Source organism: Cupriavidus sp. 207A1 (assembly GCF_057798955.1).
On record NZ_JBYOJO010000002.1, the window covers coordinates 242,947 to 266,386 of the forward strand.

A 23,440-nucleotide genomic window follows, 5' to 3' on the forward strand; every position below is an offset into this window, starting at 1 on the left:
CGCGAGCGAAGCCTCCCATTGCATCGCCATTTGCCCGCGTTTCTCCACTGAAACGCCGTGCGCCCGCCGACCCGAGCCTGGCGAAGCCCGATGGGCCATGGCGAAGGCGCATCTTTTCGTGGCCGGATCCACCAAAGGCACGGTGTACGGCGCGCTCCGGCTCATCCTTACGGCGCAGAGCCGGCGCCACCTCACCGTCTCCGTTCACCGGCTGTTGCACAACAGGAAATTAAGCACGATTCGAAGCGGAAACGACGCCCCCGATCCATCGCCGTCAAGCTGGGCCGGCCCTGCACGCCAGGTCTGAAAAACCCTGGAAAACCAAGGCATCTCCGGCAATGGCGCATTCCTTGCAAGCAGGCCACGCGCCCGCGGGCCGCATTGGGGAAGTGCGCGCCGGACTGAGAGACCGGGCCATCATCGAAGCCATAGCGAGATGCCATGAAAACCAATACCACATGGGTCGGGGCAACCGGCACGGACAGCCTGCTCCAGCAGTGCGCCAGGCAGCGCTGGTTCTGGCCGGTGCTGTACGGAATCAGCGTGTTCTCGATCCTCTCGTTCGCCGGTGCGCGCCTGCTGGTGGATGCCGATACGTTCTGGCACATCGCCGCCGGTAAATGGATCCTTGCCAACCGGGCCGTGCCGGCCACCGATCCGTTCTCCTTCTCGTTCCACGGCGCCAAATGGGTGCCCCATGAATGGCTGGCCGAAGTCATCCTTGCCGCCTCCCATGCCTGGCTCGGCTGGGCCGGGCCGGTGCTGGTTACCGCGCTGGCGACTGCCATTACGCTGACCGTGCTGTTGCGGTTCCTGCTGCGCTATATCGAACCCCTGCACGCGTTCTGCGCCACCCTCCTTACGTTCCTGACGCTGGCGCAGCACCTGGTCGCCCGCCCCCATGTCATGGCCTGGCCGCTGATGGTGATCTGGACCGCGCAGCTGGTGCTGGCGCGCCAGCAAAACAAGCGGCCGAGCCTGTGGCTGCTGGTCGTCATGCTGGCCTGGGCCAACCTGCATGGCAGTTTCCTGCTCGGCATCGGGCTGGCGGCAGCGCTGGCCGCCGAGGCGGTCCTCACCGAAAAGCAGCCGGTCCGCAGCGCCAGGGCGTGGGCCCCCTTCCTCGCACTGACGGTCGTGGCGGGCCTGCTCACGCCGCACGGCGTGGATGGCCTGCTCTTTCCTTTCCACGTTTCCGGCATGAGCTATACGCTCAGCGTGATCGGCGAATGGAAGCCGCCAGATTTCCGCCTGGTCCAGCCGGTCGAGCTGTGGCTTGGCATGGTGCTCTTCGGCGCGCTCTACTTCGGCTTTCGCCTGCCGCCGATGCGGATCGTGCTGTGCTTCGGGCTGGTCCACCTTACCCTGACTGCGGCCCGCTATGCCGAATTGCTCGGTCTGCTGGCCCCGCTGTTGCTGATGCCAAGTGTCGGGCCCCAGCTGCGCGCGGCGATCCGTCCGGAGATCAAGCTGCAGCTGTCGCCACCGCTGCTTCGGACCCTGACCTCGTTGTGCCTGGCACTGTTCATGACCAGCATCCTCCTGCTTGCCAAAGGCATCCAGCACGACCATCGGCGCATACAGCCTCGCGAGGCTGTCAATGCGGCTATCGCGGCAGGCGGCGGCGGACCGGTCTTCAACAGCTACAACTTCGGCGGCTACCTGATCTTCTCCGGCATTGCACCGCTTATCGACGGCCGCGCCGACCTCTACGGCGACGAATTCGTGCGCCGGTATATGAAAGCCCGTTCCGGCGATGCCAGGGCGCTGCAGGACATGTTCGAGGAATACCGGATTCGCTGGGCGGTTCTGGAACCCGGCAGTCCTGCATTGAAGTGGATCGATGCCTTGCCGGGCTGGCGGAAAGTCCACCAGGATGATGTTGCCGTCGCCTATGTCCGCGAACGATAGCGCCGCCAGCACGCTCGAGCGCGTATCCGGCTAGCCGGATACGTGCGCCGCCCAATGCGGCACGGCCGGCGCCCGCGGTGCCCGCCGCGTTACGCCCCCCCCATGCCTCGCCGCGCACGACGAGCATCTCTGCCAGCAACACGCGCACGCATGTCAGGCCCCGTGCCATCCGCGGGGTACGTGCGCCGCCATCTGCATCCTGCAATCCCGACCGTCCTCCAGCGCACCAGCTGTGCGCCGCTGCCCGCGCGCCTCTCCGCGTTCCCCGTTTGCCCTTGTCGCGGACAACCATCGCGAAGCCTGGGAAAAACCCCCACTCCATTGGCTTCCGGCACGTCTCTCCAAGTCGCGAAGGCTGCATGAACGTGCGTCTTGCCGTGCTGCCTTTCCCCCTGCGTTTCCCGTGCGGATGATGGCGGCCGCGTGCGTGCAGGCTCGGCATTGCAGCACGGAAGCGCCGTCCCGCGCCCCGTGTTTCCAAGCTGAATCACGCGGCCTCGCAAGGCTTGAAGCCTTGCCACACAAGGGCTTCGAGGACATGCCCGGGAACTCCGCCAGCTCTCTCTCACCCCGGCTCCGATTCGCAACGTTTCTATCCGGAAACGCGGCCCCTTCAAGAGACGTCCTCATCCGTCAGTCTGGCCGGCACCGACGCATGGGACCAGGCCAGGCAGGAAGACTAAAACTTGTGACGCATGCCGCCCCCCGGCGCGATCGCCGCCTCATGCTTTTGGATGACGTTGCCGAGCCGCTCGCATTAGTCCGGCGCATGTGGACACGTTGCGCGATCTAGGGCGTTCGCAGCGCCCTAGGGAATGGCTTGCCAGCGCCGCGTTTCCACCCAGCAACGAAGCCCCGCCGGAATGCCGCCCGCACGCCTGCCAGGGCCGCGACGGCTGCGGGGCGCTACCCGCAAACCCTTGTGGCACAACGATTTGCGCATGCCTGGCCCGCCGCTTGCCTATGCCAGGCATGCGGCATAGCAGTCCTGATAGCCGCAATGCCGACGCAACGATCGCCGGCATCAAACCAGAACGATACGGGGAGCTTCACCATGCCTGTCGTGCGCCAACCTGCGATGTCACACCGGAATGCCGCCCACGCTGCTGCTGCCAGGGGCACCGGCAGCGCGCCGTTCCGTTGCATGGCGCGCTCGGGCCACGTACAGCGCGCCGCGCGTTGCACGCATGCGTCGGCACTACGCCGGCTGCAGGCACGCAACCCGCGCATCGAGCACGGCGGTCCCGGACGGTGGCCGTTCCATGCCTGCGCAATCTGCGCCCCGCCCTGCTGCCGGGTTTCCCGGCGCTGATATCCGGTGCCATCCCAAGCTGTATCGCAGTTCCGTAGTCCTGCAGTGCTTGTTTCCAACCCAAAGGAGTCTGTCATGCAAAACCTGACCACCATGCTGAAGCAATTCTTCCGTGACGAAGACGGCGTGACCGCCATCGAATACGGCCTGATTGCCGCGCTCATCGCCGTTGTCATCATCGTTTCGGTCCGCCTGATCGGCACGAACCTGAACGTCATCTTCCAGTTCATCGGCGACACGCTGACCAACGCCTTGCCGGGGGCCTGATAGCCGGCGAGCCCGCATGGCTGTCCGGCTTCGGGCGGCCATGCGGCACCCACTTCCAAAGCGAGCCAACAACACCGACACCGGAGACTCCAAATGTCGAAGCTTCTCGCCAGCTCAACCGGCTTTCTGCGCGACGACCGCGGTGTCACGTCCATCGAATACGCGTTGCTTGGCAGCCTGATCGCCATGGCAATCGTCGGCTCCGTGTCCGCGCTCGGCGAAACCGTGCAAGGCATGTACGAGCAGATTGCCGCCAGGATGCCGTGAGTAGCCGGATCCGATCCGTCCATACCCGAACACAACCAAGCTGCCCGCCCACCACCATGCAAGCCGCCACCGCCCTCGCGCCCTTCATCGGTCCCGTCACGATCGGCATCGTGCTCGCCGCCGCGGCGATCGACCTGAACCGGCGGCGCATTCCCAACTGGCTGACCTTCGGCGCGTGGATCGCCGCGCTGCCGGTGATGGCAGCCATGCAAGGCCTGGGTACCGGCGCGCTGGCGTGGCTGTCGGGCTGGATGGTCGGCCTGGTGCTGTTCCTGCCCTTCTACCTGCTGCGCGGCATGGCCGCCGGCGACGTCAAGCTGATGGCTGCCGTGGGCGCCTGGCTGGGCGCCGGCATGGCGCTGAAGATCGCGCTGGCCACCTTCGTGATCGGCGGGCTGTGGGCACTGATCCAGGTGTTTGCGACCGGACAGGGACGCGCCACCCTCGGCCGCGTGGGACACATGCTCAAAGCCGCCGTGGCGCCTGGTTCCGGGTCCGCACCGCCCCAGGCCACGGGGTCCGCCGGCTCCATGCCCTACGGCGTGGCGATTGCCGCGGGAACGCTGACCGTGCTCTTTGCCGGTACATGACGCCAGCGACGCGGCGCACCGCCAGCAACGGGAGCCTTCGGGATTGAGAACACACTGACCAGGGAACGGGGGACGCAATGAACGAGCATCACGACACAGGTCACGTACCACGGCTCCTCGAACCCGTGGCGACCGGCAGGAAGGTCCATGCCGAGCATGGCACGCCGCCGCTGCCGCCGTGGCACGTGCTGCCGCGCACGATCGCCGATACCGGGCTGGACCTCGCGCAATTGCTCGGACTGCTGATGAAGGCCGCCTACCAGCACCGCACCGTCACGCTGGCGGTGCTGACCGACACGCTCAAGCTGCCGGCACTGGTGGTCAATGAAATCGCGGCCGTCGCCGTGCGCGAGCGCCTGCTGGAGATCGCGCATCGCGGCGCCAGCGACCTCGATGTGCGTTTCCGCCTGACCGATGCCGGTTATGCCCGCGCGGCCGAAGCCGCGGCGCGCTGCAGCTATGTCGGCACCGCGCCGGTCACGCTGGACGCCTACCTCGATGCCGTCAAGCACCACTCAGTGAGCCACGCCAGCGTGACCAAGGCGGACGTCACCGCGGCCTTCCACGACCTGGTGATCCCGGTTCACTTGCTGGATTCGATCGGCATGGCGCTGAACACCTGCCGCGCGCTGATGATCTACGGCCCCGCCGGCAGCGGCAAGACCTACCTGGCGCAACGGCTGGGCACGCTGCTGCCCGGCGCGGTGCCGGTGCCGCACGCCATTACCGTGGCCGGCGAGATCATCCAGGTGTTCGACCCGCTGGTCCATGTGCCCTGCAACGAGGGCGAGGCCTCGCTGGCGCACCGCTCGCTGGACCGCCGCTGGACGCTGTGCCACCGCCCGGTCGTGCTGTCCGGCGGCGAGCTGACGCTGTCGATGCTGGACCTGCGCTATGACCGCACCTCCGGCTTCTACCAGGCGCCCCCCCACATGAAGGCCAACAACGGCATCTACATCATCGATGACCTGGGCCGGCAACTGGTGGGGGTCGCCGACCTGCTCAACCGGTGGATCGTGCCGCTGGACCGGTCCGTCGACATGTTCTCGCTGCACAACGGCGTGCGCTTCTCGGTGCCGTTCGATGTCTGGCCGGTGTTCTCGAGCAATCTCGAGCCGGCGGCACTGGGCGACGATGCCTTCCTGCGCCGGCTTGGCAGCAAGCTCTATGTGGGCCCGCTGTCGGTGGACGACTACCGCGAGGTGTATCACCGCACCGCCGCCGATTTCGGACTGACCAGCACTGACGCGGTCTTCGACTTCCTGGTGGGCAGCCTGCACTACGCCAGCGATACGCCGCTGCTGGCCTGCATCCCGCGGGACCTGCTGCGCCTGGTGGATTCCGGCGTGCGTTACCACGGGCATGCCACGCACGTGACCGAGGCCGGCCTGCTGTCCGCCTGGCAGAACTACTACGGGCTGCGCACCTCGGCCGACCCGACGCCGCACGCGGGCGCCGCAAGCCATCGATGGGCGGACGACCATCGCGCCGCCAGCTGAACTGCACCACCGAGGATTCGGGACAACTGTAGGGGAGAGTCATCATGAAGAACACACGTGCAATCCTGATGCTGCTGATCGCCCTCGTCGCGGGAGCGGCGGCGGTGGTGTCGGCGTCGCGATGGCTGGTCCAGCAGTCGTCAGGCTCCGTCAAGCAGGTCGTGGTCGCGGCCAATGACCTCAATCTGGGCCAGCCGCTCAACGGCGGCCAGCTGCGCATGGTCAGCTGGCCGGCGGGCAGCGTGCCGCCCGGCGCATTTACTGACCTGAAGGCACTGGAAGGACGCGTGGTCCGCACCAGCCTGCAGCGCGGCGAGCCCATCCTCGACGCCAAGCTGGCACCGATCGGCACCAAGGGCGGCCTGTCGGCGGTGATCAACGACGGCAAGCGCGCCATCACGGTCCGCGTCAACGACGTGGTCGGCGTGGCCGGCTTCGCGCTGCCGGGCAACTACGTCGACGTGATCGTCAACACCAATGAAGAGGCGAAGACCAACCAGAACAGCAGCATCTCGAAGATCGTGCTGGAGAAGATCCTGGTGCTGGCGGTCGCGCAACAGGTCAGCCGCGACGAAACCCAGCCCAAGGTGGTCAACGCCGTGACGCTCGAAGTCACGCCCGACCAGGCCGAGAAGCTCGACGTCGCGCGCAGCGTGGGCACGCTCTCGCTGGTGCTGCGCAACCAGATGGACGTAGCCGACATCAGCACCGGCGGCGCCACCAAGGGCACGCTGCTGGGCAAGGCACCGGAGGCACCGCCCAAGGTCGTGACCAAGACCGAGACCCGCACCGTGGTCAAGACGCGCACGGTGGCTGCGACTCCGGCACGCGGCAACTGCATCGGCGTGCTGTCAGGCATGCAGGGCGGCGTCGAGTGCTTCTGAGCACCGGCACCGTCGCATCCAACGAATCCTGAGCTGCAACACAGCCTCTCCGGGGGGAGATTCAAAATGAACCAGACACGATCCGACGCCGCCGGCCGCACCCGCATCCTGGTGCTGGCCGCCTTCCTCTGCACGCCTCTGGCCGCCGCGGCGCAGGCCGCCGTCGAGGCAGGCAACGTGACCCGGGCCACCGCGCCGGCCGCCGCCAAGGCGCCGCAGGGCCCGATGCAGATGACCATCAGCATGACGCCCGGCGCTGCCGCGCCGGCCGCGCAGGCGCCGGCCGCGACTTCGGCGGAGGCGCGCGGCCCCAACTGCACCGGCGCCATCCGCAGTGAATCCAGCGTGGTCGTGGCGGTCGGCAAGTCGCAGCTGATCACGCTGCAGGAGCCGGTACGCAACCGCACCCTGGGCAACCCGGGCGTGGTGCAGGCCACCATGGTGTCGCCGCAGACGCTCTATGTGCTGGGCCGTACGGTGGGAACCACCAATATGATCGTGCAGGGCCGCAGCGGCAGCTGCAGCATCATCAACGTGGTGGTCAACGCCGATGCCGGCGGGCTGCAGACCTCGCTCGGCCAGTTGCTGCCCGGCGAGCCGGGCATCCGCGTGACCACCGCCGCGGACAACCTGGTGCTGACCGGCAGTGTCACCAACGCGCAGGCCGCACAGCAGGCGATGGAAATTGCCCAGGCTTACGCCAACGCTGCGCACAATGGCGATGGCAACGGCAACGGCGGCAACCGGAAGGGCAATGTGCTGAACATGTTGTCGGTCGATACCCCGCAGCAGGTGATGCTGGAAGTGAAGGTGGCCGAGGTCTCCAAGACGCTGCTGAACCAGCTCGGTTCCGCAGTGAACCTGCAGGGCGGCTTCGGCTCCTGGACCGGTGGCCTGGTGACGTCGCTGCTGACCGGCGCGTCGGCGGCCTTTTTCGGCAGCAAGGCCAACAACCTGCCGTTCGAGTTCGCCATCGATGCACAGAAGAACGACAGCCTGGTCAAAATCCTGGCCGAGCCGAACCTGGTCACCATCAGCGGGCAGGAAGCCAGCTTCCTGGCGGGCGGCAAGATCTATATCCCGGTGGCGCAGGCCAACGTGCTGAACGGGGCCGGCACCGTCACGCTGCAGGAAGAAGAGTTCGGCGTGGGCCTGAAGTTCACGCCCACGGTGCTGGCCAATGGCCGCATCCACCTGAAGGTCGCGCCGGAAGTATCCGAGCTGTCGCCGACCGGCGCCACCATCCGTGGCGGCACCCTGACCGGCCAGACCGTGCTGCCGGTGATCACCACCCGCCGAGCCTCTACCACGGTGCAGATGCGTGACGGCGAGAGCTTCGCCATCGGCGGCCTGCTGACCGACAGCGCGCGCGGCTCGCTCAAGGCGCTGCCGGGTGCCGGCGAAGTGCCGGTGCTGGGCACGCTGTTCCGCAGCACGCAATACCAGCAGGACCTGTCCGAACTGGTGTTCATCATCACGCCGCGCCTGGTCAAGCCGATGCAGACCAGCAACTACCCGCTGCCGACCGACAGCTTCTCCACGCCCAACCCGCTGTCGCTGTACTTCATGGGCAATATGGAAGGCGACGGCAAGCGTCCGACTCAACCCGCCCCGGCACCGTCGCAGCCCGCCGCGCCGGCCGCAGTGCCCGCCGCACCGCCAGCGGCGCCGCGCAGCGAAGGCGCACCGGCCACCGCGGTCTCGGCCATGCCGACCGGCAGGCCGCTGGACGAGCCGGCGCCGGCCGCGCCGCAAGCATTGGCCGCAGCCAGCCTGCGCCCGCCCCTGCCCGCGCCGGCAGCCCCTGCGCGCAGCAGCGCGGTGGCGCCGGCACCCGCCGAAGACACCGCCGCGCGCATTGCCCGCATCGAGGCGACCGCCGCCCGGCTGGCGCAAGCCAGGGCCGCGGCCGCGGCCACCACCGGCCGCACGTCATCGGGCGGCAACTGACCCGCCGCGCCAACCGCAGAACCGGAGAACGACCATGAACAAGACCCTGAAGCTTTCGCGCGGCGCCACCGTGGTGGTGCTGGGCGGCCTGGCCTGCCTCGGCCTGTCGGCGTGCATGACCTCCACGCCGGTATGGGACGGCCAGCGCGGCGTGGCACTGGCCACCGTCACGCAGATGCAGATCATCAATCCCGACGCACCGGCCGGCCTGCCTACCGTCACCGGCACCGACGGCAAGACCGCCGTGGCGGCGATGAAGAACTTCGACCGTTCGCTGTCGAAGGGCCAGCAAGGCGGGGCGCCTTCCATGACCATCGATTTCGGCGCCGGCGGCTATGGCGGCGTGGGCATGGGTGGCGGCGGCAGCCGCTGAGCACCGGACCCCGGGGAGGCGATCATGTCTACATCGCGCTTCGCACGACCCACGCTGACGCGACGCAAGCGCCAGCGTGGCGCAGTGGCCATCATCGTCGGGCTGTCCCTGGCCGTGCTGATCGGCTTTGTCGGTCTGGCGCTCGACCTCGGCAAGCTCTATGTGACCAAGAGCGAGCTGCAGAACAGCGTCGATGCCTGCGCGCTGGCGGCCGCCCGCGACGTCACGGGGGCCACCCCGCTGCTGGTGTCCGAGGCGGCCGGCCTCGCCACCGGCACGAGCAACGCTGCCTTGTTCCAGGGCAAGGCCGTGGAAATGTTCGAGAACCTCAACGTCTCGTACAGCGATAGTCCTGACAACACCTTCTATACCAAGGACAAGGTTCCCTACGCGCTCGACAAGATCAAGTACGTCAAATGCACGGCCGAGCGCACAGGAATTGCCCACTGGTTCATCCAGGTTCTCAATGCGTTGCCGGGGATGAATATCCAGCCCAGTACTGTCAATGCCATGGCGGTCGCCACCACCACCAGTGCGCAGACCGCCTGCGCCATCCCGGTCTATATCTGCACGCCGCAAACGGCGAATCCGGTCAGGACCGCGTACAACCGCGGCGACTGGATCAGATCGAAGGACGAGAAGGATCCATACGGCCCTGGCAGCTTTGGCTGGGCTGACCTGTCGCCCCCGGGAGGCGGTGCCTCAGAGCTGGCGGATCTCCTTGCCGGCTCCGGACAGTGCGACATGTCGGTGGTGGGGTCAAAGGTCGGCCAGCCGGGCAGCATCTCCGCACTGATACCCGCATGGAATACCCGCTTTGGGCTCTATACCGGCTCTTACAAGGGACCGGAGCATGGTGCGCCCGACTTTGCCGGCTATGCCTACAGCGTCAAGTCATGGAACCCGCCGAACGGCGGCAACGCCTACGCCGACTTCATACAGAAGCGCGCCGCCAACGAGCCTTACCAGACCGATGCCAACGCCGGACTGGTCACCAAGGGCACGCCGTCGACCAGGCAGGTCCACCAGGCTGGCGCCGACCGCAGGCTGGTACAGGTGCCGGTGGTGGACTGCAATGAGCTGGCCTCGTCCAAGCAAGCGACGGTGGCCTCCTGGGCCTGCATGCTGATGGTGCAGCCGATGCAGGAACCCAGCGCAAAGGACGTGACCTACATCGAGTACCTCGGCGATTCGAAGGACCCGACCAGCCCCTGCGCGACCCAGGGCGTGCCCGGTTCCAGCACGGGCAATGGCCCGCGCGTGCCGGTGCTGGTGCAATAGGAGCCGATCATGAAGCGATGCTCGCAACGCAGGTGCAAGCGACGCGGCGCGGTCGCCGTGGAGTTCGCGCTGGTCCTGGTGCCCTTGCTGATGCTGGTGACCGGCGTGGCGGAGTTCGGGCGCGCCATCTACCAGTACAACGCGCTGGCCAAAGCCACGCGCGACGCGGCGCGCTTCCTGTCGCAATACGCGCCCAGCGAGCCGAATTACCCGGTGGAGCAGGCGAAATGCGTCGCCGTGTATGGCAAGACCACTTGCGGCGGCACGGTACTGGTGAAAGGCCTCAGCACGTCCATGGTGGTGGTCTGCGACCGCGTCGACTCAACCGGCTGCGACGGCAAGCAATTTGCCAACGTTGCCATCTACGAAGGCGGGGGCAGTTCCGGCACGCCGGCGGGGACCATCAACCTGGTGGAAGTGAAGATCTCGGGCTTCACCTACTCGCCCATGCAGAGCTACCTCAACGTGGGAGCGCTGGCGTTCTCCGATATCGCAACGGTAATGAGGCAGGTGCTATGAATCCGATCCGCCCCCCCCGCTTGCGTTCGCGCCAGAGCGGCGCAGCCGCGATCGAGTTCGCCCTGGTCGCCAGCATCTTCTTCATGCTGCTGATCGGCATTGCCGAGTTTTCGCGCGTGTTGTTCTACTGGAACACCGCCGGCGAAGCCACCCGGCTGGGTGCCCGCATCGCGGTGGTGTGCGACGTCACCGACACCGCCATCAAGGACCGGATGACGCATCTGATGCCCTTGCTGAAGGCCAGCAACATCCAGGTCGCCTTCGAGCCCAGCGGTTGCGACGCCGACGACGACTCGGCGCGCAGTTCTTGCCGCTCTGTCACCGTCAGCGTAGCCGACGTCACAGTCAAGACCTTTATTCCGGTGGTGCCGATCACGGTGTCGCTGCCCCCGTTCACGACCACGCTACCGCGGGAGAGCCTCGACTCCTCCACCGGCGGCAAGATCTGCAACTAGCGCGCATGAACCAGGAGCACACCATGCTCAGAATCCTGATCGTTTCCGAAGACGCCGACCGGCTGGCCGAGATCCACCGGGTCAGCGCCGCGGTGGGTAACTTCCAGGCCATGACGCTGCAGGAAGGCCTGGGGCGTTTCCCCTCGCATGCCAGCCGGCTGCGCATGGCGGACCTGCTTATCCTGGAGCTGCCCGCCATCAGCACGCAGCAGATGCAGGCGATCGAGATGCTGCGCCAGCAGCATCCCGAGCTGCCATGCATCCTGGTCACGCCGGCGCCAAGCCCGGAGGTGCTGATCAAGGCGATGCGCGCCGGCATCCGCGACGTCCTGCCATGGCCGCTGGACAAGGCGCAGCTGGCCGAGGCACTCAGGCGCGTGGAAGCCACCCACGTGCCGCGCGCGCAGGACAACGGGCAGGTGATTTCCGTGATCTCCTGCAAGGGCGGTGCCGGGACCAGCTTCATCGCGGCCAACCTGGGCGACGCGCTGGCGCGGCACCTGGGCAAGCGCGTGCTGGTGGTCGACCTGAACCGGCACTTCGGCGACCTGACCTATATCGTCAGCGACAAGCTCCCGCCGTCGACGCTGCCCGAGATCTGCAGCCAGATCGACCGCATGGACAGCGCCTTCCTCGAGGCCTGCCTGGTGCACGTCGACAACGGCTTCGACATGCTGGCCGGCGCGGCAGACCCGGTCAAGGCCAGCCAGATCCAGAAGGACAAGCTGGAGTGGATCCTCTCGGTGGTGCAGCCGGCCTACGACTTCGTGATCTTCGACCTGGGCCAGAGCATCGATCCGCTGTCGATCGGCGTGCTGGACCACAGCGACCGCATCTGCGTGGTGGCCGAACCCGCGATCTCCTTCGGCCGTCCGGGACGCAGGCTGCTCGATATCCTGAGCGCTCTGCACTACCCCGCCGACAAGGTCCGCCTGGTGCTAAACCGCACCGGCCGCAAGCACGAGATGCCGCGCGCGACCATGGAAGAGATCTTCGGCATGAAGGCCGCGTTCACGCTGCCCGACGACCCGGCCGCGGTGGATGAGGCCATCAGCCACGGCGAGCCGGTGGCCAAGCTGAGCCGGCGCAGCGCCATGACGCGCGCGCTGCAGGCGATGGCCACGCAGCTCTGCACCCCGGCCGAGGCCGAGCGGCGCAGCCGCACCGAAACCGCATCGCCGCTGCGCCGCCTGATGCTGCGCGCGAAGAGCACCTGATTTCACCGCTTGCAGCCGACCGGCCACGGTCATCCGCACCCGCTAACGAGGAGTCCATCATGTCGATCCGAGAACAACTGGCCAATGCCGAGCCTGCTTTCACCGTCAACGGTCACGCTGCGATCCAGTTCGCGACCTCGGCAGCGTCCGTATCGGGCGGCTACCATCAGCTCAAGCGCGACGTGCACGAAACGGTGCTCGACCGCGTCGAGCTGGAGCGACTGGCACGCTATCCGCAGGAACAGGTGCGCCAGGAGATCACCGCGCTGGTCAACCTGATCGTCGATGAACAGAAGGTGCTGCTCAACGACAACGAGCGCCGCCAGCTGACCGTCGAGATCTACGACGAGATGTTCGGCTTCGGCCCGCTCGAGCCGCTGCTGAAGGATCCGACGGTGTCGGACATCCTGGTCAACACCGCGCGCCAGACCTACGTCGAACGACGCGGCAAGCTGGAACTGACCGACGTCCTGTTCTACGACGACGCGCATCTGATGAAGGTGATCGAGAAGATCGTGTCGCGCGTCGGGCGCCGCATCGATGAAACCAGCCCGATGGTCGACGCGCGCCTGCCGGACGGCTCGCGCGTCAACGCCATCATTCCGCCCTCGGCCATCGACGGGCCACTGCTGTCGATCCGCCGCTTTGCCGTGAATCCGCTGCAGGTGGCCGACCTGGTCAACCTGCGCAGCCTGACGCCGCCGATGGCGCAGCTGCTGCAGGCGCTGTCGCAGGCCAAGGTCAACGTGCTGGTTTCCGGCGGCACCGGCAGCGGCAAGACCACGCTGCTGAATATCCTGTCCGGCTTTATTCCGGAAGACGAGCGCGTAGTCACGATCGAAGACGCCGCGGAACTGCAGCTGCGCCAGCCCCACGTGCTGCGGCTGGAAACGCGCCCGCCCAATATCGAAGGCAAGGGCGAGATCACGCAGCGCGCGCTGGTGCGCAACGCGCTGCGCATGCGCCCGGACCGCATCATCCTGGGCGAAGTGCGCGGCGGCGAGGCGCTGGACATGCTCAACGCGATGAACACCGGCCATGAAGGCTCGCTGACCACCATCCACGCCAACACCCCGCGCGATGCGCTGACACGGCTGGAAAACATGGTCAGCATGGCCGGCCTGACCATGCCGGCCAAGGCCATGCGGCAGCAGATCGCCTCGGCCATCACGGTGATCGTGCAGGCCGCGCGCATGACCGATGGCCGCCGCAAGATCATCAGCATCCAGGAAATCACCGGCATGGAGGGCGACATCATCAACATGCAGGAGATCTTCACGTTCCAGCGTACCGGGGTGGACAAGGACGGGACCGTGCGCGGCAACTTCCGCGCCACCGGGGTGTATCCCAAGTTTGCCGAGCGGCTGCGCGTGTTCGGCGTGGGGCTGCCTGACGATACCTACGACCCGGCCAAGCGCTACGAAGTCTGATTAGCCAGGACATACCAATACGATCCTTCCGGGGGGACTACACATGAGCACGATCTTCTACGCCTTCGGCATCCTGGTGTTCGTCGCCGTGGTGCTTTGCGTCGAGGGCATCTACCTGTGGTGGAACAATGCCCATGGCCCCGCGGCCAAGCGGATCGAAGCACGGCTGCGGGCGCTGTCGGCCGGCGGACATGTCAGCGCCGAACACTTGTCGATCCTGAAGAAGCGCATGCTGGCCGACTCGCCGCGCATGCAGCAGTGGCTGATGCGCGTGCCGCGCATCGGCGCGCTCGACCGCTGGCTCGAGCAGTCGGGCAGCAGCTGGTCGGTGGCACAGTTGCTCGGATACTGCGCCATGGTGGTGCTGTGCACGGTTGCACTGATTCCACTCTTGCCCGTGCCGGCTTCACTGGTTCTGCTTGGCGCGGTGCTGGCAGCGATGCTGCCGGTGCTGCATGTGGTGCGCCTGCGCGCCAAGCGACTCAAGCAGCTCGAGGCGCAACTGCCCGATGCGGTCGACATGATCAGCCGCGCCCTGCGCGCCGGGCACTCGTTCAGCGGAGCGCTCAGCATGGTCGGGCAGGAGATGAAGGCGCCGATCGGGCCGGAGTTCCGCACCACCTTCGAAGAAATCAACTACGGCGTGGCGCTGGACGAAGCCATGACCAACCTGGCCATGCGCGTGCCGGTGGCCGACCTGCGCTACTTTGTCATCGCGGTACTGATCCAGCGCGAAAGCGGCGGCAACCTTGCCGAGATCCTCGACACCATCGGCACCATGGTGCGCGAACGCCTGAAGCTGTTCGACAAGATCCGCGTGCTGTCGGCCGAAGGCAAGATGTCGGCATGGGTACTGGGGCTGCTGCCGTTCTGCACGGCCGGCCTGATCCTGGTGGTCAACCCCGGCTTCATGAACGTGCTGTGGGAAGACCCGCTGGGCCTGCGCATGATCGGCGGGGCGCTGGTGTCGATGAGCTTCGGCGTGCTGTGGATGCGCAAGATCATCCGCATCCGGGTCTGAGGCGCCGGCTGCGGTTGCTCGGGGCAGTAGCAGAAGAAGCAGGGCTTGGACAGCCATACTGACGGGGAGTCCATCATGCAAGAGATTTTCCAGGGGTTCCAGGGCGACCAGATGATCGTGCTCGCGCTGATCTTCGTGGCCGCGTTCGGCACGGTGTTCGGCGTGCTCCATGTGTTCTCGCCCCACCGGCTCCGCGGCCGGGCCGAACAGATCGCCGGCCAGGCGGGGACATTCCAGCCGGACCAGGGTCGTCAACAGGCGCTGATCGAAAAACTGGTGAAGTGGGCGCAGCCGGTATCGCGTCTGTCGCTGCCCAAGGAGGGCTGGGAGAACTCACAGCTGCGCGTGCGTTTCATGAATGCCGGCTGGCGCAATGCCAACGCCGCGCCGCTGTACTTCGGCGCCAAGACGGTACTGGCGGTCGGCCTGCCGATGCTCGGACTGCTGGCTGTCAGCAGCCAGCCCGGCCAGCAAAGCCAGCAGCTGATGTTCGTGCTGCTGGCGGTGCTCGGCGCGATTGGCTATTACCTGCCGAATCTTGTCCTCGCCCGCAAAGTCTCCCAACGCCAGCGCACCGTCTTCGAAGAATTCCCCGACGTGATCGACCTGCTGACCGTCTGCGTCGAAGCCGGCCTCGGCCTGGATGCGGCGCTGATGCGCGTGGCCGACGAGCTGGCGCTGCGCTGCCCGGTGCTGGCCGATGAACTGCAGCTGATGCTGCTGGAACTGCGCTCGGGCTTCTCCAAGGAAAAGGCCTTGACCAACCTGGCGCTGCGCACCGGCGTCGAAGACGTCGACAAGTTCGCCTCGATGCTGGTCCAGGCCGACCGCTTCGGCACCAGCCTGGGCGAGTCGCTGCGCGTGCTGTCCGACATGCTGCGCACCAAGCGCCGCATGCGCGCCGAGGAGCAGGCCGCCAAGATTGCGCTGAAGCTGCTGTTCCCGCTGATCTTCACCATCTTCCCGTCCTTGCTGCTGGTGTTGCTGGGGCCGGCCTTCATCCAGATCTATCGCGTGCTGCTGCCAACCATGGCGGGACAAGGAGGTTAAGCCCTCCGGGAAACCGCGACAGTTTCCCCCGGCTGTCTCCCGGTGCAATGCCGGCAAGACAGTCACTTGCCCGGAACCCAGGTTCCGGGCTTTTTTGCTTTGCCGGGCGAGTCCCGGGGCTTGACCGGACGGTCTGGCTTCTGAAGAATGCAGGCAATCCCCCTGCGGCGCCGAGGCCACGCAGCGCGCGCCCTACCCGCCTGGAGTCCCGATGAAGCTACGCATCCTGAGCGACCTCCACATCGAACACAACCTGCCGCAGTCCGTACCGGCATGCGACGCCGACCTCGTGATACTGGCCGGCGACATCGCCAACGGCCGCGACGGCATCGACTGGGCCATCGGCACGTTCAGCCAGCCGGTGGTCTATGTGCCGGGCAACCACGAGTACTACGAGAGCAATTTCGACACCGTCGACCAGCAGATGGCCGAGGCCGCGGCCGCGCATCCGCAGGTGCGCCTGCTCAATGGCGACGTCGCGGAATTCGACGGCGTGCGCGTCATCGGCACGACGTGGTGGACGGACTACACGCTGTTCGGCACCGACCGGCGCGACGAGGCGATGCAGGCCTGCGCGAAGGCGATGTACGACCACCGGCTGATCGAGATCCGCGGCGACGATGGCCACATGCGCCAGTTCACGCCGCAGGACGCGCTGGCACGCCACCTGGCCGCGTCCGACTGGCTGTCGGCGCAGCTGGCGCTGCCCTACGCCGGCAAGACGGTGGTGGTCACGCACCACGGCCCGGACCTCGGCAGCCTGGATCCGCGCTTCTCGCACGACCTGGTCTCCGGCGGCTTCCTGTCACGCCGGCCTGACCTGGTGGCGCAGGCAGACCTGTGGATCCACGGCCATACCCACACCAGCTTCGACTACTGCGTCGACAACTCGCGCGTGGTGTGCAACCCGCGCGGCTATGTCAGCCGTCGTACCGGCGAGCTGGAGAACAAGTCCTTCGACTGGTGCTGCGTGGTCGAAGTCTGACGCAAGCCGGCCCGCGCACTTCCGCGCCGCCCATCCAAACAAAAACCCCCGCGGACTCGCGTCCGCGGGGGTTTTTTCATCGCAGCCTGCCCTCACGGGCAGTTGGCCGGGGATGGATTACATCATGCCTTCCATGCCGCCCATGCCGCCCATGCCGCCCGGCATTGCCGGAGCCGACTCTTCCTTCGGCGTTTCGGCCACGGCGCAGTCGGTGGTCAGCATCAGCGAAGCCACCGAAGCGGCGTTCTGCAGTGCGGTGCGGGTGACCTTGGTCGGGTCCAGCACGCCCATTTCGACCAGGTCGCCGTACTCGCCCGAGGCGGCGTTGTAGCCGTAGTTGCCCTTGCCTTCGATCACCTTGGCAACGACCACCGAAGCTTCTTCACCGGCGTTCAGCACGATCTGGCGCAGCGGCTCTTCCATCGCGCGCAGCACGATCTTGATACCGGCGTTCTGGTCGGCGTTTTCGCCGGTCAGTGCCGAGATCGCAGCGCGGGCGCGCAGCAGGGCCACACCACCGCCGGGGACGATGCCTTCTTCCACCGCAGCGCGGGTGGCGTGCAGGGCGTCTTCCACGCGGGCCTTCTTTTCCTTCATTTCGACTTCGGTGGCAGCGCCAACCTTGATCACGGCAACACCGCCGGCCAGCTTGGCCACGCGCTCTTGCAGCTTTTCACGGTCGTAGTCCGAGGTCGCTTCTTCGATCTGGGCGCGGATCTGCTTCACGCGGCCTTCGATCGCAGCGGCGTCGCCGGCGCCATCGATGATGATGGTGTTTTCCTTGCCGATCTCGATGCGCTTGGCCTGGCCCAGGTCGTTCAGGGTCGCCTTTTCCAGCGTCAGGCCGATCTCTTCAGCGATCACGGTGCCGCCGGTCAGGATGGCGATGTCTTCCAGCATGGCCTTGCGGCGGTCGCCGAAGCCCGGAGCCTTGACGGCGGCGGTCTTCAGGATGCCACGGATGTTGTTGACCACCAGGGTCGCCAGGGCTTCGCCCTCGACGTCTTCAGCGATGATCAGCAGCGGGCGGCCGGCCTTGGCCACTTGCTCCAGCACCGGCAGCAGGTCGCGGATGTTCGAAACCTTCTTGTCGAACAGCAGCACGAACGGGCTGTCCAGCTGGACAACCTGCTTTTCCGGGTTGTTGATGAAGTACGGCGACAGGTAGCCGCGGTCGAACTGCATGCCTTCCACGACTTCCAGCTCGTCGGCCAGCGACTTGCCGTCTTCGACGGTGATCACGCCTTCCTTGCCGACCTTGTCCATGGCTTCGGCGATGCGCTCACCGATGGAGGTGTCGCTGTTGGCCGAGATCGCGCCAACCTGGGCGATTTCCTTGCTGGTGGTGGTGGGCTTGCTGACCTTCTTCAGCTCTTCCACGGCGGCGGCGACAGCCTTGTCGATGCCGCGCTTCAGGTCCATCGGGTTCATGCCGGCGGCCACGAACTTCATGCCTTCGCGCACGATCGACTGGGCCAGCACGGTAGCGGTGGTGGTACCGTCACCGGCGTTGTCGCTGGTCTTGGAAGCCACTTCCTTGACCATCTGGGCGCCCATGTTCTGCAGCTTGTCCTTCAGCTCGATTTCCTTGGCCACGGACACGCCGTCCTTGGTCACGGTCGGGCCGCCGAAGCTGCGCTCCAGCACCACGTTGCGGCCCTTCGGGCCCAGGGTCACCTTGACTGCGTTGGCGAGGATGTTCACGCCTTCGACCATCTTGGCACGGGCGGCGTCGCCAAACACTACGTCTTTTGCTGCCATGTTCTGAATCTCCTGAAATCTGTACGGGTGGGGCTACAAGTAACGGATTACTTGTTGACCACGGCCATGATGTCTTCTTCGCGCATGACCAGCAGTTCCTGGCCATCCACCTTCACGCCCTGGCCGGCATACTTGCCGAACAGCACGCGATCGCCGACCTTGACGTCCAGGGCGATGTTGTTGCCCTTGTCATCCTTCTTGCCGGGACCGATTGCCAGCACTTCGCCTTGATCGGGCTTCTCGGCAGCGTTGTCGGGAATCACGATACCGGACGCGGTCTTGGTTTCGTTGTCCAGACGCTTCACGATCACGCGGTCGTGCAGAGGACGCAGATTCATACGGACTCCTAGATACAAAGTGAGTTTTTGATCACAAATCGGCCGGCTACCGAGGCGACGGCCGTCAGAAATGTTCAGGTGTCGCAGAGGGCTGTTAGCACTCACCCCTGACGAGTGCTAATTATAGGGACGGGGTAGGGGCATTTCAAGACAGGCGCTGGATGCGGGTTTTCCCGGAGGACGGGCGCAGCGCACTTGGAGATCTGGGGCGGAAGATGGCGCCCCGGGCGATGCTGTCGCTCATCGCGATATGTCGACGATGCGGCACGAAACGGACTCGCGCCGCATCGCCAGCAGAATAATGCCTTACTGCCTGGCCATCGGCCAGCGCTGCGCCGGAGCTTCGCGCGCCAGCTTGCTGGTCTGCCCGGCACCGCCTTTCGCGTGATTTAGCCGATGGCTGGCGTGATGTTATTTGCCGCCCTTCACGGTGGTGTACGCCGTAATCAGGTTCCGATAGTCGGGAATATGGTTGGAGAACAAGGTCCCCAGCCCCTCGATGTCGTTGCGCCAGTCGCGATGAAGCTCGCAGGCAACGCCGAACCACGTCATCAGCTGGGCGCCGGCCTCGGCCATGCGGTGCCACGCCGATTCGCGCGTCACCTCATTGAAGGTCCCGGATGCATCGGTCACGACGAACACATCGTAGCCTTCTTCGATCGCCGACAATGCCGGAAACGCCACGCAGACTTCAGTCACCACCCCGGCAATCAGCAGTTGCTTCTTGCCGGTCGCCTTCACCGCCTTGACGAAGTCTTCGTTGTCCCACGCGTTGATCTGCCCCGGGCGCGGAATAAACGGCGCATCGGGGAACATCGCCTTGAGCTCCGGTACCAGCGGCCCGTTGGGTCCGTCCTCGAAGCTGGTGGTCAGGATCGTCGGCAGCTTGAAATATTTGGCCAGATCCGCCATGGCGAGAACGTTGTTCTTGAACTTGTCCGGCTCGATGTCGCGCACCAGCGACAGCAGGCCGGCCTGATGATCCACCATCAGTACCGCTGCCTGGCTCTTGTCCAAACGCTTGTAGGTCTTGCTCATCTTCCGCTCCTGTGAATGCGTGTCCGGTTCCGTTGGACACGCGGGGTGAAAATCTTGCGCAACCGGCGTTGCCATCCATGCCGCCGTTGCCCCATCCCTCTCGCGCGAGCGGAAAAGAGCGAACCGGCATGGACAGTCGCGGGGCCATGCGGCGCAGCCTCGCCTACTCGATCCTGATCCCCGACAACGCCACCACCTTGCGCGTCTGCTGCGTCTGCGTCTCGATATAGCGGGCAAACTGTTCCGGGGTCAGCTTCATCGGCACCATCCCCTGCGCCGCAAAGTGCTTCTCCACGAAATCCTGTTCGTCGAGGATTTCGCGGATGGTGGCATTGAGCTTGTCGACCACCGCGCGCGGCACCTTGGCCGGCGCCAGCACGCCGTAGACCGCGGAGATATTCATCTCCTTGTAGCCGGCCTCTTCGAAGGTGGGGACCTGCGGCAATGCGCGCGTGCGCTTGTCGCCGCTGACCGCCAGCACCTTGAGCTTCTTCGCCGCGACGAAGCTCTGGATCGTCGGCAGCGCCGGGAACGTCATCAGGATCTGTCCGCCGACGACATCGGCGACCGCGGGCGCCGAGCCCTTGTACGGCACGTGCACGAGGTCCGTGCCGGCCAGCTTGTTGAATAGCGCGCCCATCAGGTGCGGCTGGCTGCCGGCACCGAACGAGCCGTAGCTGAGCGCCTGCGGGCGGGCCTTGGCATAGGCCGCCAGCTCCTTCACGCTGTCCACCGGCAGGCTGCCCGATACCGCCATCACCAGCGGCACATAGCCGATCGCCGCCACCGGCGCGAAATCGCGCGCGACGTTGTAGGACACCGATGGCAGCACCACCGGATTGAGCACGAAGGTGGCGTCGTTGGTCAGCAGCAGCGTGTAGCCGTCTGGCTGCGCCTTGGCGACCGCGTCGGCGCCGATCACGGTGTTGGCGCCGCTCTTGTTCTCCACCACCACCGGCTGGCGCAGCTTCTCGGACATGCGCTGGGCCAGTTGCCTGGCGATGATGTCGGTCGTACCGCCGGGCGCGTAGGGCACCACCATGCGGATCGGCTGTGCGGGATAGGCCTGTGCCAGGGCGGCGCCTGCGCCGGCGCAGCAGGCCAGGCCGAGCATGGCGGCGCACAGCGCGCGAGGGATGTGGGTGTTCCGGTCCATCATGTCTCCATCTGTCGTTGTGAGGCGTTCCGGCTCGTGCGGCCGGATCTCCGTTCAGTTGAACAACCAGGGTTCACGCTGCCGCCGCGCTTGTTCGTACGCGTCGATCTGCGCGGCATGGCGCAGCGCGAGGGCGATATCGTCCAGCCCGTTGAGCAGGCAATGCTGCTTGAACGGGTCGAGCATGAAAGGGATCACGTCACCGGCCGGCGTGATGACTTGCTGCGTGGCCAGGTCTACCTTCAGCCGGTAGCCCGGCGTGGCAGCCACTTCGGCAAACAGGCGGTCGACCACCTCTGGCGCCGCCACGATCGGCAGCAGGCCGTTCTTCAGGCAGTTGTTGTAGAAGATGTCGGCAAAGCTTGGCGCGATCAGCGCGCGCAGGCCGAAGTCTTCCAGCGCCCACGGCGCATGCTCGCGCGAGGAGCCGCACCCAAAGTTCTCGCGCGCCAGCAGGATCGACGCACCGCGATAGCGCGGCTGGTTCAGCACGAAATCCGGGTTCAGCGGCCGCGCGCTGCAGTCCTGCCCGGGCTCGCCGTGGTCGAGGTAGCGCCATTCGTCGAACAGGTAGGGCCCAAAGCCGCTGCGCCGGATGGATTTCAGGAACTGCTTGGGCAGGATGGCATCGGTATCGACATTGGCGCGGTCCAGCGGCGCGACCAGGCCATCGAGGGTGGTAAAGGCTTTCATTGCTCGGCTTCCTCTGCTGTTACAACGTGCGGACATCGACGAAGTGGCCCGCGACGGCGGCTGCGGCCGCCATCTGTGGGCTCACCAGGTGGGTGCGTCCGCCCGGTCCCTGCCTGCCTTCGAAATTGCGGTTCGACGTCGATGCGCAGCGTTCGCCCGCGGCAAGGCGGTCGTCGTTCATGCCCAGGCACATCGAGCAGCCCGGCTCGCGCCATTCAAAGCCCGCCGCGACAAAGACCTGATCGAGCCCTTCGGCCTCGGCCTGGGACTTGACCAGCCCCGAGCCCGGCACCACCAGCGCCTGCCGGATGCGCGGCGACACATGCCGGCCGCGCACGACTTCCGCCGCGGCGCGCAGGTCTTCTATGCGCGCGTTGGTGCACGACCCGATAAAGACCTTGTCGACCGCGACCGCTTCGATCGGCGTATTCGGCAGCAGGCCCATGTAGCGCAGCGCCGCCTCGATGCCCTTGCGCCGCACCGGGTCGCGCTCGTCGCGCGGATCGGGAATGCGGGCGCCGACGGGCACCACCATTTCCGGCGACGTCCCCCAGGTCACATGCGGGCGGATGGTGGCGGCGTCGAGCTCCACCACGGCATCGAAGGTCGCACCGGGGTCGCTGCGCAGCGTGCGCCAGTATTCGACGGCCGCATCCCACAGCCGGCCCTGCGGTGCCTGCGGGCGTCCGCGCAGGTAGTCCAGCGTGGTCTCGTCCACGGCTACCATGCCGGTGCGCGCGCCGGCCTCGATCGCCATGTTGCACACCGTCATGCGCGCTTCCATGCTCAGGCCGCGGATGGTGCTGCCGGCGAATTCGATCACATGGCCGGTCGCGCCGGCCGTGCCGATGCGACCGATCAGCGCGAGCGCGATGTCCTTGGGGGCAACACCCTTGCCCAGCTCGCCCTCGACGCGCACCAGCATCGACTTCGGCTTCTTCATCCACAGGCACTGCGCCGCCAGCACCTGCTCCACTTCCGAGGTGCCGATGCCGAACGCGAACGCCGCGAACGCGCCGTGGGTGGAGGTATGCGAATCGCCGCAGGCGATGGTCATGCCGGGCAAGGTCGCGCCCCGCTCCGGCCCCACCACATGCAGGATGCCCTGGCGCGGATCGTCCATGCCGAAGTTGACGATGCCGTTCTCCTCGCAGTTGCGGTCGAGCGCATCAACCTGCGCGCGGCTCACCGGATCGGCGATGCCCTGGCTGCGCGCGGTGGTGGGCACGTTGTGGTCGGCGGTGGCCAGCACCGAGGCGGCGCGCCATACCTTGCGCCCGTTCAGCCGCAGCCCTTCGAAGGCCTGCGGGCTCGTCACCTCGTTGACGAGGTGGCGGTCGATATAGACCAGCGCGGGGCCGCCGGCTTCCTGGTGGATCACGTGGCTGGCCCAGAGCTTGTCGAGCAGGCTCGCGGGGCGGTTGGGTTCGGTCATGATGTCTC

The 23,440-nt window shown here is 66.4% G+C and carries 22 protein-coding genes; 16 read left to right on the plus strand and 6 right to left on the minus strand.

The features are described 5' to 3' along the window. The first annotated feature begins 441 nt into the window (after positions 1-441). From AC3FMM_RS03880 to AC3FMM_RS03955, 16 genes are all read left to right on the plus strand, one after another. Positions 442-1,911 (plus strand): hypothetical protein, encoded by a 1,470-nt coding sequence (locus tag AC3FMM_RS03880; protein WP_488686135.1) that lies wholly within the window; start codon positions 442-444, stop codon positions 1,909-1,911. Positions 1,912-3,298: 1,387 nt separating this feature from the next. Further along, entirely contained in the window at positions 3,299-3,490 is a 192-nt protein-coding gene (locus AC3FMM_RS03885; RefSeq protein WP_488686136.1) for a Flp family type IVb pilin, read from the plus strand. 93 nt (positions 3,491-3,583) lie between these two features. Beyond that, the gene (locus tag AC3FMM_RS03890) at positions 3,584-3,757 is read left to right on the plus strand and encodes a Flp family type IVb pilin (RefSeq protein WP_111518798.1); all 174 of its coding nucleotides are present in this window, start codon (positions 3,584-3,586) and stop codon (positions 3,755-3,757) included. 56 nt (positions 3,758-3,813) lie between these two features. Next, the gene (locus AC3FMM_RS03895; protein ID WP_488686137.1) at positions 3,814-4,347 is read left to right on the plus strand and encodes an A24 family peptidase; all 534 of its coding nucleotides are present in this window, start codon (positions 3,814-3,816) and stop codon (positions 4,345-4,347) included. Positions 4,348-4,424: 77 nt separating this feature from the next. Then, the gene (locus tag AC3FMM_RS03900; RefSeq protein WP_488686138.1) at positions 4,425-5,846 is read left to right on the plus strand and encodes a DUF8689 domain-containing protein; all 1,422 of its coding nucleotides are present in this window, start codon (positions 4,425-4,427) and stop codon (positions 5,844-5,846) included. Between the two features lie 44 nt (positions 5,847-5,890). Continuing rightward, positions 5,891-6,730: a Flp pilus assembly protein CpaB gene (gene cpaB / locus AC3FMM_RS03905; protein ID WP_488686139.1), complete on the plus strand. Its 840-nt coding sequence runs from the start codon at positions 5,891-5,893 to the stop codon at positions 6,728-6,730. Between the two features lie 66 nt (positions 6,731-6,796). Then, the gene (locus AC3FMM_RS03910; protein WP_488686140.1) at positions 6,797-8,680 is read left to right on the plus strand and encodes a type II and III secretion system protein family protein; all 1,884 of its coding nucleotides are present in this window, start codon (positions 6,797-6,799) and stop codon (positions 8,678-8,680) included. Positions 8,681-8,714: 34 nt separating this feature from the next. Next, positions 8,715-9,053 (plus strand): hypothetical protein, encoded by a 339-nt coding sequence (locus AC3FMM_RS03915; protein WP_488686141.1) that lies wholly within the window; start codon positions 8,715-8,717, stop codon positions 9,051-9,053. 24 nt (positions 9,054-9,077) lie between these two features. Next, positions 9,078-10,334, plus strand: coding sequence for a pilus assembly protein TadG-related protein (locus AC3FMM_RS03920; RefSeq protein ID WP_488686142.1), 1,257 nt, complete (start codon positions 9,078-9,080; stop codon positions 10,332-10,334). Between the two features lie 9 nt (positions 10,335-10,343). After that, a complete protein-coding gene (locus AC3FMM_RS03925) occupies positions 10,344-10,853 on the plus strand; it encodes a TadE/TadG family type IV pilus assembly protein (RefSeq protein ID WP_488686143.1) in 510 nt (169 codons plus the stop codon). Continuing rightward, a complete protein-coding gene (locus tag AC3FMM_RS03930) occupies positions 10,850-11,308 on the plus strand; it encodes a TadE/TadG family type IV pilus assembly protein (protein WP_488686144.1) in 459 nt (152 codons plus the stop codon). The genes AC3FMM_RS03925 and AC3FMM_RS03930 overlap by 4 nt, the downstream gene beginning before the upstream one ends. A 23-nt stretch (positions 11,309-11,331) precedes the next feature. Further along, a complete protein-coding gene (locus tag AC3FMM_RS03935; protein WP_488686145.1) occupies positions 11,332-12,525 on the plus strand; it encodes a CpaE/TadZ family protein in 1,194 nt (397 codons plus the stop codon). Positions 12,526-12,584: 59 nt separating this feature from the next. Next, a complete protein-coding gene (locus AC3FMM_RS03940; RefSeq protein ID WP_062797211.1) occupies positions 12,585-13,955 on the plus strand; it encodes a TadA family conjugal transfer-associated ATPase in 1,371 nt (456 codons plus the stop codon). A 43-nt stretch (positions 13,956-13,998) separates the two neighbouring features. Then, the gene (locus AC3FMM_RS03945; protein WP_488686146.1) at positions 13,999-14,976 is read left to right on the plus strand and encodes a type II secretion system F family protein; all 978 of its coding nucleotides are present in this window, start codon (positions 13,999-14,001) and stop codon (positions 14,974-14,976) included. A 75-nt stretch (positions 14,977-15,051) separates the two neighbouring features. After that, the gene (locus AC3FMM_RS03950; RefSeq protein WP_488686147.1) at positions 15,052-16,026 is read left to right on the plus strand and encodes a type II secretion system F family protein; all 975 of its coding nucleotides are present in this window, start codon (positions 15,052-15,054) and stop codon (positions 16,024-16,026) included. A gap of 211 nt (positions 16,027-16,237) precedes the next feature. After that, the gene (locus AC3FMM_RS03955; RefSeq protein WP_115679641.1) at positions 16,238-17,011 is read left to right on the plus strand and encodes a metallophosphoesterase; all 774 of its coding nucleotides are present in this window, start codon (positions 16,238-16,240) and stop codon (positions 17,009-17,011) included. 117 nt (positions 17,012-17,128) lie between these two features. Here the strand turns inward: AC3FMM_RS03955 and groL are convergent, their stop codons facing one another. The 6 genes from groL to leuC form a co-directional block, all read right to left on the minus strand. Next, positions 17,129-18,772 (minus strand): chaperonin GroEL, encoded by a 1,644-nt coding sequence (groL, locus tag AC3FMM_RS03960; protein WP_115708473.1) that lies wholly within the window; start codon positions 18,770-18,772, stop codon positions 17,129-17,131. Positions 18,773-18,819: 47 nt separating this feature from the next. Further along, the gene (groES, locus tag AC3FMM_RS03965; RefSeq protein ID WP_008644494.1) at positions 18,820-19,110 is read right to left on the minus strand and encodes a co-chaperone GroES; all 291 of its coding nucleotides are present in this window, start codon (positions 19,108-19,110) and stop codon (positions 18,820-18,822) included. A 411-nt stretch (positions 19,111-19,521) separates the two neighbouring features. After that, the gene (gene ycaC, locus AC3FMM_RS03970; protein WP_115706148.1) at positions 19,522-20,148 is read right to left on the minus strand and encodes an isochorismate family cysteine hydrolase YcaC; all 627 of its coding nucleotides are present in this window, start codon (positions 20,146-20,148) and stop codon (positions 19,522-19,524) included. Between the two features lie 163 nt (positions 20,149-20,311). Next, the gene (locus AC3FMM_RS03975) at positions 20,312-21,307 is read right to left on the minus strand and encodes a Bug family tripartite tricarboxylate transporter substrate binding protein (RefSeq protein ID WP_115708471.1); all 996 of its coding nucleotides are present in this window, start codon (positions 21,305-21,307) and stop codon (positions 20,312-20,314) included. A gap of 51 nt (positions 21,308-21,358) precedes the next feature. Next, positions 21,359-21,997 (minus strand): 3-isopropylmalate dehydratase small subunit, encoded by a 639-nt coding sequence (leuD, locus tag AC3FMM_RS03980; protein ID WP_115708469.1) that lies wholly within the window; start codon positions 21,995-21,997, stop codon positions 21,359-21,361. 19 nt (positions 21,998-22,016) lie between these two features. Continuing rightward, positions 22,017-23,432 carry a 3-isopropylmalate dehydratase large subunit gene (gene leuC, locus AC3FMM_RS03985; protein WP_326347324.1) on the minus strand — a complete coding sequence of 472 codons (1,416 nt, stop codon included), beginning with the start codon at positions 23,430-23,432 and terminating at the stop codon, positions 22,017-22,019. Positions 23,433-23,440: the final 8 nt, after the last annotated feature.

Bases quoted from the DNA above. Each gene is read 5' to 3' on its own strand.
- AC3FMM_RS03880 (WP_488686135.1), top strand. From the start codon at position 442: ATGAAAACCAATACCACATGGGTCGGGGCAACCGGCACGGACAGCCTG.
- AC3FMM_RS03885 (WP_488686136.1), top strand. From the start codon at position 3,299: ATGCAAAACCTGACCACCATGCTGAAGCAATTCTTCCGTGACGAAGAC.
- AC3FMM_RS03890 (WP_111518798.1), top strand. From the start codon at position 3,584: ATGTCGAAGCTTCTCGCCAGCTCAACCGGCTTTCTGCGCGACGACCGC.
- AC3FMM_RS03895 (WP_488686137.1), top strand. From the start codon at position 3,814: ATGCAAGCCGCCACCGCCCTCGCGCCCTTCATCGGTCCCGTCACGATC.
- AC3FMM_RS03900 (WP_488686138.1), top strand. From the start codon at position 4,425: ATGAACGAGCATCACGACACAGGTCACGTACCACGGCTCCTCGAACCC.
- cpaB (WP_488686139.1), top strand. From the start codon at position 5,891: ATGAAGAACACACGTGCAATCCTGATGCTGCTGATCGCCCTCGTCGCG.
- AC3FMM_RS03910 (WP_488686140.1), top strand. From the start codon at position 6,797: ATGAACCAGACACGATCCGACGCCGCCGGCCGCACCCGCATCCTGGTG.
- AC3FMM_RS03915 (WP_488686141.1), top strand. From the start codon at position 8,715: ATGAACAAGACCCTGAAGCTTTCGCGCGGCGCCACCGTGGTGGTGCTG.
- AC3FMM_RS03920 (WP_488686142.1), top strand. From the start codon at position 9,078: ATGTCTACATCGCGCTTCGCACGACCCACGCTGACGCGACGCAAGCGC.
- AC3FMM_RS03925 (WP_488686143.1), top strand. From the start codon at position 10,344: ATGAAGCGATGCTCGCAACGCAGGTGCAAGCGACGCGGCGCGGTCGCC.
- AC3FMM_RS03930 (WP_488686144.1), top strand. From the start codon at position 10,850: ATGAATCCGATCCGCCCCCCCCGCTTGCGTTCGCGCCAGAGCGGCGCA.
- AC3FMM_RS03935 (WP_488686145.1), top strand. From the start codon at position 11,332: ATGCTCAGAATCCTGATCGTTTCCGAAGACGCCGACCGGCTGGCCGAG.
- AC3FMM_RS03940 (WP_062797211.1), top strand. From the start codon at position 12,585: ATGTCGATCCGAGAACAACTGGCCAATGCCGAGCCTGCTTTCACCGTC.
- AC3FMM_RS03945 (WP_488686146.1), top strand. From the start codon at position 13,999: ATGAGCACGATCTTCTACGCCTTCGGCATCCTGGTGTTCGTCGCCGTG.
- AC3FMM_RS03950 (WP_488686147.1), top strand. From the start codon at position 15,052: ATGCAAGAGATTTTCCAGGGGTTCCAGGGCGACCAGATGATCGTGCTC.
- AC3FMM_RS03955 (WP_115679641.1), top strand. From the start codon at position 16,238: ATGAAGCTACGCATCCTGAGCGACCTCCACATCGAACACAACCTGCCG.
- groL (WP_115708473.1), bottom strand. From the start codon at position 18,772: ATGGCAGCAAAAGACGTAGTGTTTGGCGACGCCGCCCGTGCCAAGATG.
- groES (WP_008644494.1), bottom strand. From the start codon at position 19,110: ATGAATCTGCGTCCTCTGCACGACCGCGTGATCGTGAAGCGTCTGGAC.
- ycaC (WP_115706148.1), bottom strand. From the start codon at position 20,148: ATGAGCAAGACCTACAAGCGTTTGGACAAGAGCCAGGCAGCGGTACTG.
- AC3FMM_RS03975 (WP_115708471.1), bottom strand. From the start codon at position 21,307: ATGATGGACCGGAACACCCACATCCCTCGCGCGCTGTGCGCCGCCATG.
- leuD (WP_115708469.1), bottom strand. From the start codon at position 21,997: ATGAAAGCCTTTACCACCCTCGATGGCCTGGTCGCGCCGCTGGACCGC.
- leuC (WP_326347324.1), bottom strand. From the start codon at position 23,432: ATGACCGAACCCAACCGCCCCGCGAGCCTGCTCGACAAGCTCTGGGCC.